General features: G+C 65.9%; 11 protein-coding genes. 3 read left to right on the top strand and 8 right to left on the bottom strand.

The window, feature by feature from the left end; translation table 11 throughout:
* Positions 1–53: 53 nt before the first annotated feature.
* The 4 genes from pssA to QMX82_RS12845 form a co-directional block, all read right to left on the bottom strand.
* Entirely contained in the window at positions 54–908 is an 855-nt protein-coding gene (gene pssA, locus QMX82_RS12860) for a CDP-diacylglycerol--serine O-phosphatidyltransferase (RefSeq protein WP_133861906.1), read from the bottom strand.
* A gap of 164 nt (positions 909–1,072) precedes the next feature.
* Positions 1,073–2,089, bottom strand: coding sequence for a ketol-acid reductoisomerase (ilvC, locus tag QMX82_RS12855; protein WP_007159689.1), 1,017 nt, complete (start codon positions 2,087–2,089; stop codon positions 1,073–1,075).
* Positions 2,090–2,115: 26 nt separating this feature from the next.
* Positions 2,116–2,607, bottom strand: coding sequence for an acetolactate synthase small subunit (gene ilvN / locus QMX82_RS12850; protein WP_282284087.1), 492 nt, complete (start codon positions 2,605–2,607; stop codon positions 2,116–2,118).
* A 2-nt stretch (positions 2,608–2,609) separates the two neighbouring features.
* Positions 2,610–4,334 (bottom strand): acetolactate synthase 3 large subunit, encoded by a 1,725-nt coding sequence (locus QMX82_RS12845; protein WP_208693667.1) that lies wholly within the window; start codon positions 4,332–4,334, stop codon positions 2,610–2,612.
* Between the two features lie 398 nt (positions 4,335–4,732).
* Here QMX82_RS12845 and QMX82_RS12840 point away from each other — a divergent pair, with 398 nt between their 5' ends.
* On the top strand, positions 4,733–5,197 hold the full coding sequence (locus QMX82_RS12840; RefSeq protein ID WP_208693666.1) for a DUF4124 domain-containing protein: 465 nt from the start codon (positions 4,733–4,735) through the stop codon (positions 5,195–5,197).
* A 1-nt stretch (position 5,198) separates the two neighbouring features.
* On the opposite strand, the gene QMX82_RS12835 is transcribed toward QMX82_RS12840, so the two are convergent.
* Genes QMX82_RS12835 through mrcB form a run of 3 tightly spaced genes read right to left on the bottom strand, consistent with a single transcriptional unit; the run spans position 5,199 to position 8,652 of the window.
* Complete coding sequence (locus QMX82_RS12835; RefSeq protein ID WP_208693665.1) at positions 5,199–5,525, bottom strand: YqcC family protein; 327 nt, start codon at positions 5,523–5,525, stop codon at positions 5,199–5,201.
* On the bottom strand, positions 5,525–6,274 hold the full coding sequence (locus QMX82_RS12830) for a tetratricopeptide repeat protein (protein ID WP_208694894.1): 750 nt from the start codon (positions 6,272–6,274) through the stop codon (positions 5,525–5,527). Before QMX82_RS12830 ends, QMX82_RS12835 begins: the two co-directional genes overlap by 1 nt.
* Positions 6,275–6,309: 35 nt before the next feature.
* Positions 6,310–8,652, bottom strand: a complete 2,343-nt coding sequence (gene mrcB / locus QMX82_RS12825; RefSeq protein WP_282284086.1) for a penicillin-binding protein 1B — start codon at positions 8,650–8,652, stop codon at positions 6,310–6,312.
* Between the two features lie 153 nt (positions 8,653–8,805).
* Here mrcB and QMX82_RS12820 point away from each other — a divergent pair, with 153 nt between their 5' ends.
* Complete coding sequence (locus QMX82_RS12820; protein ID WP_282284085.1) at positions 8,806–10,353, top strand: bifunctional aminoglycoside phosphotransferase/ATP-binding protein; 1,548 nt, start codon at positions 8,806–8,808, stop codon at positions 10,351–10,353.
* 130 nt (positions 10,354–10,483) lie between these two features.
* Positions 10,484–11,296 (top strand): cyclic nucleotide-binding domain-containing protein, encoded by an 813-nt coding sequence (locus tag QMX82_RS12815; RefSeq protein WP_282284084.1) that lies wholly within the window; start codon positions 10,484–10,486, stop codon positions 11,294–11,296.
* Between the two features lie 177 nt (positions 11,297–11,473).
* On the opposite strand, the gene deoA is transcribed toward QMX82_RS12815, so the two are convergent.
* Positions 11,474–12,784: a thymidine phosphorylase gene (deoA, locus tag QMX82_RS12810; RefSeq protein ID WP_282284083.1), complete on the bottom strand. Its 1,311-nt coding sequence runs from the start codon at positions 12,782–12,784 to the stop codon at positions 11,474–11,476.
* Positions 12,785–12,787 lie beyond the last annotated feature (3 nt).

Below are 12,787 nucleotides of genomic sequence, written 5' to 3'. Positions count from 1 at the left end.
AAAAGAAAGGGGGCGGCTTACGCAGCCCCCTTTCCTATAGACCTCTCGCGCGGCTAGCCGCGACCGACACGGCGATTGCGCCAGAGGGTGGTGAAGGGGCCGGAGACGGCATAGGCCAGAAAGCCCAGCAGCAGCACGCGCGGCGGGTCGGTGAAGACCACGGCGAAGACCAGCACGGCGATCAGGATGACCACGAAGGGCACCCGTCCTTTCAGGCCCAGGGTCTTGAAGCTCCAGTACTTGAAGTTGCTGACCATGAGCATGCCGGCCGCGGCGACCATCAGGGCTACCAGCAGCGACAGCTTGGAGCCCTGGATGCCGAAATCACTGAAGCACCAGACGGTACCAGCCACCAGGGCCGCCGCGGAAGGACTGGCCAGGCCGATGAAGTAGCGCTTGTCCACCGAACCGATCTGGGTGTTGAAGCGCGCCAGACGCAAGGCGGCGCCTGCCACATAGATGAAGGCAACGGCCCAGCCGACATTACCCAGGCCGCTCAGGGCCCACTGGAAGGCTAGGATGGCGGGCGCGACACCGAAGGCGACCATGTCGGAGAGCGAATCGTACTGCTCGCCGAAGGCGCTCTGGGTGTTGGTCATGCGGGCGACGCGGCCGTCCAGGCCATCGAGGACCATGGCGATGAAGATGGCGGCGGCGGCGGCCGAGAACCCGGCGGAGGCAATCTCGTATTGCCCCTGGATGAAGGCGGTCTGAGCCGCAACACCCTTGATGATCGAATAGAGACCGGCAAAGAGCGCCGCGGTGGTGAAGAGGTTGGGCAGCAGGTACACGCCACGGCGTCTGATCTTGCGCCCCTGGGCGTCCTGCGTCTCCTCGATGTGTTCATCCACGGGGATGAGGCCGTCGGTGTTGGTGTTGGACGGGGTTTCTTCGGGACGCTCGCTCATGGATTTTCCTTGGGCATTACCTGACGGATTGGACTGACCTCTTGAGGATAGGGTTCAGCCTAACCTCCCATGCTAAGGCATTGCCGGGGTCGTGGGCAGTGCAATAAAAAACGCGGCCGAAGCCGCGTCTTTACTGTTCGTTACAGGGCAGATGCCCTGCCCGATCAGTTCTTGGTCTTGTCGACGATCTTGTTCGACGCGATCCAGGGCATCATGGCCCGCAGCTTTTCGCCGACCTGCTCGATCGGGTGAGCCGCGTTGTTGCGCCGGTAGGCGGTCATGGAGGCGTAGTTGGACGCGCCCTCGGCCACGAACATCTTGGCGTACTCGCCGTTCTGGATGCGCTTGAGCGCATTCTTCATGGCGGCGCGCGACTCGGCGTTGATCACCTCAGGGCCGGTCACGTACTCGCCGTACTCGGCGTTGTTGGAGATCGAGTAGTTCATGTTGGCGATGCCGCCTTCGTACATGAGGTCGACGATCAGCTTCAGTTCGTGCAGGCACTCGAAGTAGGCCATTTCCGGCGCGTAGCCGGCTTCGACCAGGGTTTCGAAACCGGCCTTGACCAGCTCGACCGCACCACCGCACAGCACGGCCTGTTCGCCGAACAGGTCGGTTTCGGTCTCGTCCTTGAAGGTGGTCTCGATGATGCCGGTACGGCCGCCGCCGACGCCGCAGGCGTAGGACAGAGCGACGTTCTTGGCATTGCCGGATGCGTCCTGGTGAACGGCGACCAGATCAGGGATGCCGCCACCCTTGACGAACTCGGAGCGCACGGTGTGACCCGGGGCCTTGGGCGCGATCATGATGACGTCCAGGTCAGCGCGGGGCACGACCTGGTTGTAGTGGATGGCGAAACCGTGGGCGAAGGCCAGGGTGGCACCCTGCTTCAGGTTCGGCTCGATTTCGTCCTTGTACAGCTTGGACTGGAATTCGTCGGGGGTCAGGATCATGACCACGTCGGCGGAGGCAACAGCGTCCTTGACCGGCTTGACGGTCAGGCCATGGGCCTCGGCCTTGGCCACGGTGGCCGAGCCGCTGCGCAGACCGACGACGACGTCGACGCCGGAGTCCTTCAGGTTGCAGGCGTGGGCGTGGCCCTGGGAGCCGTAGCCGATGATGGCGACCTTCTTGCCCTGGATGATGGAAAGGTCACAGTCTTTGTCGTAGTAAACGCGCATTGCAGGTTCTCCTGGAAAAGGGGGTATCAGATGCTCAGGGCTTTGTCGCCACGGGAAATTCCGGTCACGCCGCTACGCACCACCTCGAGGATGGACGCGGCGCCGATCGCCTGGATGAAGCTGTCGATCTTCTCGCTGGTGCCCGCCAGCTGAATGGTATACACGCTGCTGCCGACATCGACGATCTGGCCGCGAAAGATATCGGTGGCGCGCTTGACCTCGGCGCGCTGGGCGCCGGTGGCCTTGACCTTGATCAGCAGGAGTTCGCGCTCGATGTGGGCGCTCTCGGACAGGTTGACCAGCTTCACCACCTCGATGAGCTTGTTGAGGTTCTTGGTGATCTGCTCGACCGTCTCTTCCTGGCCGATGGTGGTCAGGGTCAGGCGCGACAGGGTCGGATCTTCGGTCGCGGCGACCGTGAGGCTTTCGATGTTGTAGTTGCGCTGGGAAAACAGGCCGACCACGCGGGACAGCGCGCCGGGCTCGTTTTCCAGCAGCAGGGAGATGATGTGTCTCATGTTCAGGTCCGCTCCGTCTTGCTCAGCCACATGTCGCGCATCGCGCCATCCTTGATCTGCATCGGATAGACGTGTTCGGTGTTGTCCACGGCGATGTCGAGGAAGACCAGGCGATTCTTCATGGCGAAGGCCTCGGCCATCATCGGCTTGAGGTCTTCCAGACGCTCGATGCGCATGCCGACGTGGCCATAGGCCTCGGCCAGCTTGACGAAGTCCGGCAGGGATTCCATGTAGGAGTGGGAGTAGCGGCTGCTGTACTGCATGTCCTGCCACTGGCGGACCATGCCCAGGGCACCGTTGTTGAGGCAGACGATCTTCACCGGCAGGTCGTACTGCATGCAGGTGGAGAGTTCCTGGATGTTCATCTGCACGCTGCCTTCACCGGTGACGCAGGCGACGTCGGCGTCCGGGAAGTTGAGCTTGACGCCCATGGCCGCCGGGAAGCCGAAGCCCATGGTGCCGAGTCCACCGGAGTTGATCCAGCGATTGGGCTTGTCATAGCGGTAGTACTGGGCGGCGAACATCTGGTGCTGGCCCACGTCGGAGGTGATGTAGGCATCGCCCGCAGTGACGTCGTACAGGGTCTCGATGACGGTCTGCGGCTTGATGATGCTGCCGTCGCCCTTGTCGTAGGGGAACATCTCGCGGCCACCACGCCATTCCTCGATCTGCTTCCACCAGACGGCCTGGCTTTCGGCGTGGGGCTTCTCGCTCAGCTCGCGGACCACGGCGACCATCTCGGTGAGGACACTGTCGACCGGACCGACGATGGGCACGTCGGCCTTGATGGTCTTGGAGATCGACGCCGGATCGATGTCGACGTGGATGATCTTGGCGTTCGGGCAGAAGCGCGTGGCGCCGTTGATGACGCGGTCATCGAAACGCGCGCCCACGGCGAGGATGACGTCGCTGTGGTGCATGGCCAGGTTGGCCGGGTAGCTGCCGTGCATGCCGAGCATGCCGAGGAACTGGCGATCGCTGCCCGGATAGCCGCCGAGTCCCATCAGGGTATTGGTGACCGGCAGGTTGAGCAGGCGCGCCAGCTCGGTAAGAGCCGCGGAGGCGCCGCCGAGGATGACCCCGCCACCGGCGTAGAGAACCGGTCGCTTGGCCGCCACCAGCATCTCGATGGCCTTGCGGATCTGCCCGGAATGACCGCGTTGCGCCGGATTGTAGGAGCGCAGCTTGATCTTCTTCGGATAGACGTATTCGAATTTCTTGGTCGGATCGCCCATGTCCTTGGGGATGTCGACCACCACCGGACCGGGACGGCCGGACTCGGCGAGGTAGAAGGCCTTCTTGAGGACTTCGGGGATCTCGGAGGGGTGCTTGATGATGAAGCTGTGCTTCACGATCGGCCGGGAGATGCCGACCATGTCGGTTTCCTGGAAGGCGTCGGTGCCCACCATGTTGCTCGGCACCTGCCCGGACAGGACGACCATGGGGATGGAGTCCATGTAGGCGGTGGCGATGCCGGTGATGGCGTTGGTCGCACCGGGGCCGGAGGTCACCAGGACCACGCCGGCCTTGCCGGTGGCGCGGGCATAGCCGTCGGCCATGTGGGTGGCGGCCTGCTCGTGACGAACCAGGATGTGGTTGAGCGCCGGTTCCTTGAACAGGGCGTCGTAGATGTGCAGCAGGGCACCGCCCGGGTACCCGTAGATGTGTTTCACGCCTTCGTCGCGCAAGAAGCGGACGACCATCTCAGCGCCAGTTAATAGCTCCACGTATCACCTCATTCCACGCATGGCGAGCGCCCATTGGTGGACGCTCAAGGTTCGGTTGACTGCAAGGCAGAGCATGGGCGACGGTGGTCACCGACGATTCAGCTGCCTAGAAAGCCTTGTTGGAAGATTCCGATGAATGCTGGAGCTTCCACCCGACGCGAGGTAACGCGGTGCAGGGTATTTGACTGTGGCGGCGCGGGTAGGCACCTCATGGTCTGCCGAGCAGTCAGCTTTGGGCCGACTCGCTACAGCGAACTTTGGATTGTTCGCATTCGACCGGTGCAAGTCAAGCCGAAAGGTGCAACCGGGCGCAATCGGTCGTCGGCGATGAGTCGTGATGAAAAGGTCGACGTCTCCTCTTATAGTGAAGTCCTGTCCTCTCCCCTTCCAGGATTCCCATGCGCTCGATCTTCTGGCTTTCCGCCCTGGCTTTCGCCTGCAGCCTGTCCGCCCAGGCCGCGCAGGTCTACAAGTGGACCGACGACAAGGGTGTCACCCATTTCAGTGCCCAGCCGCCCGAGGGCCAGAAGGCCAACGAGGTGGACGTGAAGACGGCGCCGCAGATCAATGGCGCTGGCTCTGCGCCCACCTACAAGATGCCCAACGGTGCCCAGCAGCCGTCGGTGTCCAACGATGCCCAGCAGCAGGAGCTGGATCGCCAGGTGAAGGCGCAGGTGCGCGAGGAGCAGAACAAGCTGAAGGAGCAGTGCGACCAGGCGCGCCAGAATCTGGCGCAGCTGCGCAACAATCCGCGCATCCTGGTGCAGTCCGGTCGTGGCGAGACGCGGCGACTGAGCGAAGAGGAACGTCAGCAGCGACTGGCCGAGACCCAGCTGTCCATCGAGCAGAACTGCGGCAAGTAGCTCAGGGGCTTTCGATGATGCGGTCGAATTCGGCCAGGGACGCGAGCAGGGGCAGGACCGGATCGAGATTGCCCTGGTAGACCATCTCGGCCATCGGCCGGATGCCTGAGCGCGCCGGCAGGACCGCATCGCTTTCGATGATCAGCTTCATCCGTGGCACAAAGATCCATTGCAGCCACTGGGCGAAGCTCAGGGTATCGACGCAGAAGGGCTCCTGGCTGGCCAGGGCCTCGGCGCTGGGCGCCTGCGCCGACCACCAGCCGAGCAGGCGCAATTCACGCTCGATCTGCAGCAGCTGATCGGCGAGAGCCGGCAGGCGCTCGTCCATCAGGTACCCACCTGCGCCTTCTGCCGAGCCAGGGCGGCCCCGGAGGCATCGCCCTGGGCTTCACGGGCCTGGGCGATCAGCTGCCAGAGACTGGCCTGCAGGGCCGGACGACCATTGGCGTAGGTCAGGGCGCGACGGGCCAGTTGCTCGCCCTGGGCCGGATCGTTCTGCGCCAGGCGCACCTGGGCCAGGCGATAGAGCACCTGGGGCTCGCGCGGCGCGATGCGCTGGGCACGCTCCAGGCTCGAGGAGGCACCGTTGAGATCGCCACCACCCTGCTGTTGCTGGGCGGTGGTCAGCAGGGCCAGCACCGGACCGTCGAGTTGTTCGTCGGCAGCCAGGCCGCCACCCGTGGAAGTGCTGGCGGAGGGGATGCCCGTCGGCGCATTGCTGGCAGCTGCGGCGCCCTGAGTGGCGGGCGGATAGACCGGCTGCGAATAGCTGGGCTGCACCGGCGCCTGGGCAGGCGGTGCGCTGGGGCTGGACGAGGTGATCAGCGGCGCCGAGGCCGCCGGCGCGGCATAGGTCTCCAGGGGTGCGGAACTGCCGCCCGGCACCATGACGGTCACCCCGGCATCGGCCGGTGCGCTGGGCGCTGCGGCCACCGGGGCCTGGCGCTGCGCCGGCAGGGGCCGGTTGTTGCCCTGGCGATAGAGTTCGCCGTTGGACACCGGACCGCTGGAATCGACCACGGGGATGGCGCCACGCTGCGGCGCGGCGCAACCGGCGAGGAGAACACCGGCGATCATCACCGGCCAGACTGCTTTCGTCACCTTGGGACCTCTCAATTCAACCAACCCTTGACCCAATCCATGACCGGACTGCCGCTATTGCTGTTACCGCCAGCGGCGGGTGCGGCCGGCGCGCCACAGGAGGCGCCTGGTGGCGGCTCACTGCCGCGAATATAAGGCATCTGCACGGCATTGGGACACGAGGGATCCGTGCCGCGGCCGGTGGTGGCATCGACCCAGGCCTGGGTGATGTTTTCCGGCACCGGCATGTCCAGGGAGACCGGATCGGCGCGGCGCATGAAGTTGCTCCAGACCTGCAGGGCACCGGTGGCGCCGGTCAGCGGCGTCTTGCCGTTGTCGTCGCGACCCAGCCAGACCACCGCCAGCAGATCCTGGCTGAAGCCGGAGAACCAGCTGTCGCGGGAATCGTTGGTGGTACCGGTCTTGCCCGCCAGGTTCACGCTGGTGGGAATCTGGTTGTAGACCGAGCGGCCGGTGCCCTCGCGCATGACGCGCTGCATGGCGTACTGCACCAGGTAGATGGCGCCGGTATCGAAGCGCTGTTCGATCTGGAACGGATAGCGCTTGAGCGGCTCGCCATTGGCATCGAGCACGCTGCGGATGCTGCGCAACGGCGTATTGAAGCCGCCGTTGGCCAGCGTCTGGTACATGGTCGCCACTTCCATGGGCGTCAGGGCGCCAGCGCCGAGCAGGGTCGCCGGGTAAGGCGGCAGGGCGCGACTCACCCCCAGGCGCTCGACGGTCTTGAGTACCTCGGGCAGCCCCAGGTCCAGGCCCAGGCGTGCCGTGGAGAGGTTGTAGGAATGCGCCAGCCCCTGATAGAGGAAGATGGTGCCGTGCGCCTTGTGCTCGTAATTCTGCGGCCGCCAGACCTGGCCGTCGGCGCCTTTCACCGAGAAGGGCTCGTCCTGGATCAGGGTGGTCAGGGTGTACTTGCTGGGGCGTTCCAGGGCGGTGAGATAGACCGCCGGCTTGATCAGCGAACCGACCTGGCGCACCGCATCGAGGGCGCGGTTGTAGCCGGCAAAGCGCGGATCGCGCCCGCCCAGCAGCGCCTGGACCTCACCGGTTTCCGGATTGGTCACGACCATGGCCGACTCGACGTTTTCCGCGCCCTTGCGGCCGTCGATGCGCTTCATGGCCTCGCCCATGGCCGCTTCGGCCTTGGTCTGCAGGATGGGGTCGAAGCTGGTGAAGATACGCAGCCCTTCCTCGGTGAGGTCTTCGTCGCGGTAGTCCTGCTTGAGCTGACGCTTGACCAGGTCGACGAAGGCCGGGAAGGAACTGTTGGTCAGGCTGCCGGCCTTGGTGATGCCCAGCGGGCGGGCCTTGGCGGCCTCGGCCTCGGTGGCGCTGACCACGCCCTGCTCGGCCATGAGGTCGAGTACCAGGTTGCGGCGGGCCGTGGCGCGCTCGGGATAGCGACGCGGGTTGTAGTAGGACGGGCCCTTCACCAGACCGACCAGCAGGGCGACCTGATGCAGTTTCAGTTCGCTGAAGGGCTGGCCGAAGAAGTACTGGGCGGCCAGACCGAAGCCGTGGATGGCGCGCGAGCCATCCTGACCGAGGAACACCTCGTTGAGGTAGGCCTCGAGGATCTCCTGCTTGCTGTAGTGCAGCTCCAGCAGCAGCGCCATCAGAGCTTCGGTGCCCTTGCGGGTGATGCTGCGTTCGTTGGTGAGGTAGAAGTTCTTGACCAGCTGCTGGGTCAGGGTACTGCCACCCTGGCGCACCTGGCCGCTGGTGGCGTTGACCCAGACGGCGCGCGCGATGGACTTGGGCGAGACGCCGTGGTGATGCCAGAACTCGCGGTCCTCGACGGCCACCAGGCCATCGACCAGGTGCGGCGGCGCCTGGTCGAGCTTGATGAGGATGCGATCCTCGTTATGCGCCGGATAGATGCCGCCGATCATCAGCGGCTCCAGGCGGGCCACGGCGAGATTGCTGCCATCCAGGGCACTGACGCCGGAGACGGTGCCGCCGGCGAAGCGCACGCGGATCGCCCGGGCCGGCTCGACGCCTTCGTAGAACTGGAAGCCGCGGGTGTTCAGCTCGACCGTGGAAGCCCCCACGGAGACGCTGCCGGGGCCGTCCACGGTCTTCTCGCGGCGATAGCCGAGGGCATCGAGTTCGGTGAGGAAGTCGTCACGGCTGAGCTTGACGCCATTGAACAATTCCAGCGGCCGGGCGTAGACCTTGGCCGGGATGGTCCAGCGCTTGCCGGAGAATTTTTCCTGGACCACGGCATCCAGATAGATGCATACGCCAGCCAGGGCTACCAGCGCGACCAGACCAAGCTTGACTGCCCAGCCGGACAGACGGCGCCAGTCAAAGGTCTTGCGCTTGCGGGAACGAGAGGATCGGGGTCGCTTCATGGCGGCGCATTATACGCACTTGCCCGTTGGCCGACAGCGGCCCACAAGCGCTTCGTCAGCTGGGGTTCAAGGATGCCCCTTCCCGGTGCCGTGGCTTGCGTGGACCGCCCTGGCAGCGATAATGCCGCCATCCATTTCCTACAAGGACCGCCCGTGAGCCAGCTCCTGATTTCCGCCCTGCAGAACCCGGCGCTCTATCCCCATCCCACCTCGGCGTTCCGGGTGATCGAAACCCATATTTCCTGGGTCGTGCTGACCGGCGAGGTCGCCTACAAGATCAAGAAGCCGGTGAATTTCGGCTTCCTCGACTTCACCGACCTGGAGGCCCGCGGCCACTTCTGCCGGGAGGAGCTGCGCCTCAATCAGCGCCTGACCCGCGATCTCTACCGGGACGTGGTGGCCATCACCGGCAGCGAAGGTGCCCCCGAGCTGGATGGCAGCGGACCGGTGATCGAATACGCCCTGCGCATGCGCGAATTCCCCCAGAGCCAGCTGCTCAGCGAAGTGCAGCAGCGCGGCGAACTGACCGAGGCGCACATCGATGCCCTGGCCGCCCAGATCGCCCGCTTCCACCTGGCAGCGCCCCAGGTGGCGACCGAGCATCCGCTGTGCACCCCGGACGCCGCCATGGCGCCGGTGCGGCAGAATTTCGAGCAGATCCGCGCCATGCTCGGCGAGGCGGCCGACCTCAAGCAGCTCGACCAGCTGGAAGCCTGGGCCGAAGCCAGCTACGCCCGCCTGCTGCCGCTGTTCGAGGCCCGCTGCCGGGACGGCTTCATCCGCGAATGCCACGGCGACATCCACCTGGCCAACGCCACCCTGCTCGACGGCGAGGTGGTGCTGTTCGACTGCATCGAGTTCAACGAGCCCTTCCGCCTGACCGACACCATGGGCGATGCCGGCTTCCTGGCCATGGACCTGGAAGACCGGGGTCTCAAGGCGCTGAGCAACAGATTCGTCAACGCCTACTTCGAGGCGACCGGCGACTATGCCGGTCTTGCCCTGCTCGACTTCTACAAGGCCTATCGCGCCATGGTGCGCGCCAAGATCGCCCTGTTCCGCCTGGGCCAGGCCGAGGAGCCGGCGCTGCGGGCCGAGATCCTCGCCAGCTATCGCAGCTACACGGCCCTGGCCGAGGGCTACACCCAGGTGCCCCAGCCCTTCGCGGCGGTAATGCATGGCGTCTCGGGCATCGGCAAGAGCACCGTGGCCCTGGCCCTGGTCGAGGCGCTCGGCGCCATTCGGCTGAGATCCGATATCGAGCGCCAGCGCCTCTATGTCGACAGCGACGAGGCCACCCGCTACAGCGCCGCAGCCGGCGAAGCCACCTATGCGCGACTGCATGAGATCGGAGCCCAGGTGCTGGCGGCCGGCTATCCGCTGGTGCTCGACGCCACCTATCTCAAGCAGGCCCAGCGCGCCGCGGCCCAGGCCCTGGCCGAAGCCCAGGCCGCCCCCCTGCTGATCATCGACTGCCAGGCGGACGACGAACTCATCGCCCGCTGGCTGCAGGAGCGCCAGGCCGAGGGGACCGACCCTTCCGAAGCCACCCTCGCGGTGGTGGCAGCCCAGCGCCAGGCGCAGGATCCGCTCGAACCCGCCGAACAGGATCGGGCACTGGTGGTGGAACTGGAGCGCGCGGGACAGCTGGAAGCCCTGCCGGCTCGACTGCTGCGCCGCCTGGGTCGCGCGTCGGTCTGACCGCGACCTCCGGGGAGGCAGAACAAGCGTTCCGTCACAGCTCGTGGAGTTGTGGATTTACGGTCGCCGACGAGCGGCTTATCGTGCGACCCACGTCACAACCTCTGCGTAACAAGAAGGAATTGGCACCATGTACCTCATCGGCGATCAGCCTCCCTATGTCGATCAGCTGCGTCAGGCGCTGCAGGCCATTCCGGCGCGGCTGGTCAGTGGTGTAGCGCCGAGTCGGCAGCCGCTGCAGCTGAGTCCTGCCGCTCTGCTGCAGGACTGGATGCGCAATGACGAGGTCTATCTGATCCAGCGCGGCCCGCTGCGGGTGGTACTGGATCAGCGGGCGCTGTTCCAGCTCGGCGAGGGCGATCTGATCGGCCTGGGGCGCACCCTGGATCTGCCGATCCTCAACTACGAGAGCGAGGCCGACGTGCGGGTGCTGCCCTATGACCGCGAGACCTTTCTCGCGGCGGCCACCGCCACGCCGGTCCAGCGCGATGCCCTGCTCAGGTACATGCTGGGCCAGCAGTCGCTGCTGGCCCAGGCGCTGATCCGGCTCAAGCCGCCGGTCACCCAGCCGGCGACCGGCTTCCGTCGCTATGCCGCCGGCGAGGTCATCATCCGCCAGGGCGACTCCGCCGAGCATGTCTTCGTCATCACCGAAGGCCATGCCGAAGCCTGGGTGGATGGCTGCAAGGTCGGCGAGGTCTGCCAGGACGAGATCGTCGGCGCCCTGGCGGTCTTCACCCATACGCCGCGTACCGCCAGCGTCATCGCCAAGACAGTCTGCACCGTGCTGGTGATTCCCCAGGATCAGTTCGTCTCGCTGATGGAAACCACTCCACGCATCGCCCACAGCCTGATCGAGAACATGGCGCGCCATATCGACACGCTGAACAAGGAAGTCACCCGCCTGCGCACTGCCCCGGAGCGCCCCCCTGGCAGTAATTAAGAAATATTCTCGAATACGCTTGACGATGGAATGAGAATTGTTATTATTCAACTCAGCCGGTCGCGAGATCGGTCGATAACTGGAGGTCCAGCAGTGGTCTTCGGGTTATCTCCTCATCAGGCTAATCACGGTTTTGGACCCGGCTCTGCCGGGTCTTTTTTTGTCCGGAATCTGGCGCTAGCGGCGATCCAGTACGGCTGGCACAGCATCAGCCGGCCGCTCCTCCCCCAGAACATAGGCCGCCTGCAGTTGCCGGGCAGCCCGCGCGGCACGGTGGGCGTCGCCGGCATGGATCACACCCAGGGGCCGATTCTCGTCGACCCACTCGCCGGGCAGTGCCAGGCCGGCCAGGCCCACCGCAGGATCCACCTCATCCTCCGGACGTTGCCGCCCGCCACCCAATTCGACCACCAGCAGACCAAGGGCACGGGTATCGACCTGCTGCACCCAGCCCGGTCGCTCCGGATGGACAGCGCGCACCGTCGCTGCCCGGGGCAGATGCTGCCAGGGCCGCTCGGTCAGGTCGGACGGGCCGCCCAGGGCCAGGTTCATCGCCGCGAAACGCGCCAGGGCGGCGCCGCTCTGCCAGGCCTCCAGCACCAGGCGCGCGGCGGTGGCGGCATCCCCGGCCAGTCCGGCCAATTGCAGCGTCTCCTCGGCCAGCGCCTGGATCACCTGCCAGAGGCGCGCGCTGCGCACCTCGCCGGCCAGCAGGGCGATGGCCTCTTCCACCTCCAGGGCATTGCCGGCGCTGCGCGCCAGGGGCTGGCCCATGTCGGTGACGAGGGCGCGGGTACGGACCCCTGCCGCTTCGGCGACCGCGACGATGCTGTCGGCCAGGCGCAGGGCGGCTTCCTGCTCGGCCATGAAGGCGCCGCCGCCGGTCTTGACGTCCATGACCAGCACGTCCAGGCCGGCGGCCAGTTTCTTGGCCAGGATGGAGGCGGTGATCAGGTCCACCGATTCCACCGTGGCGGTGACGTCGCGGATGGCATAGAGGCGGCGATCGGCCGGGGCCAGATCGGCGTCCGGACCGACGATGGCGCAACCCACCTCGGCCACCACCTGGCGAAAGCGCGCCAGGCCAGGACGGATACGATAGCCGGGGATGCTCTCCAGCTTGTCGAGGGTGCCGCCGGTATGGCCCAGGCCGCGCCCGGAGATCATCGGCACATGGCAGCCACAGGCGGCGAGCAGCGGCGCCAGCACCAGGCTGGTGAGATCGCCCACGCCGCCGGTGGAATGCTTGTCCACCACCGGCCCCGGCAGGTCCCAGTGCAGCACCTGGCCGCTGTCACGCATGGCCAGGGTCAGGGCGGTGCGCTCCGCAGCGGTCATGCCACGCAGCAGGGTAGCCATCGCGAAGGCGGCGATCTGGCCTTCGCTGAGGCTGTCGTCGGCGATGCCGCGGACCAGCCGCTGGAGATCCGCAGCGGACACCTCCAGGCCATCGCGCTTCTGGCGGATCACTTCCTGGGCAAGCCACATGGG

The sequence above is a fragment of the Pseudomonas sp. PS02302 genome, assembly GCF_029959585.1.
In the GTDB taxonomy this organism is placed as follows: domain Bacteria; phylum Pseudomonadota; class Gammaproteobacteria; order Pseudomonadales; family Pseudomonadaceae; genus Chryseomonas; species Chryseomonas aestiva.
This window is presented reverse-complemented; position numbering and strand designations above follow the sequence as displayed.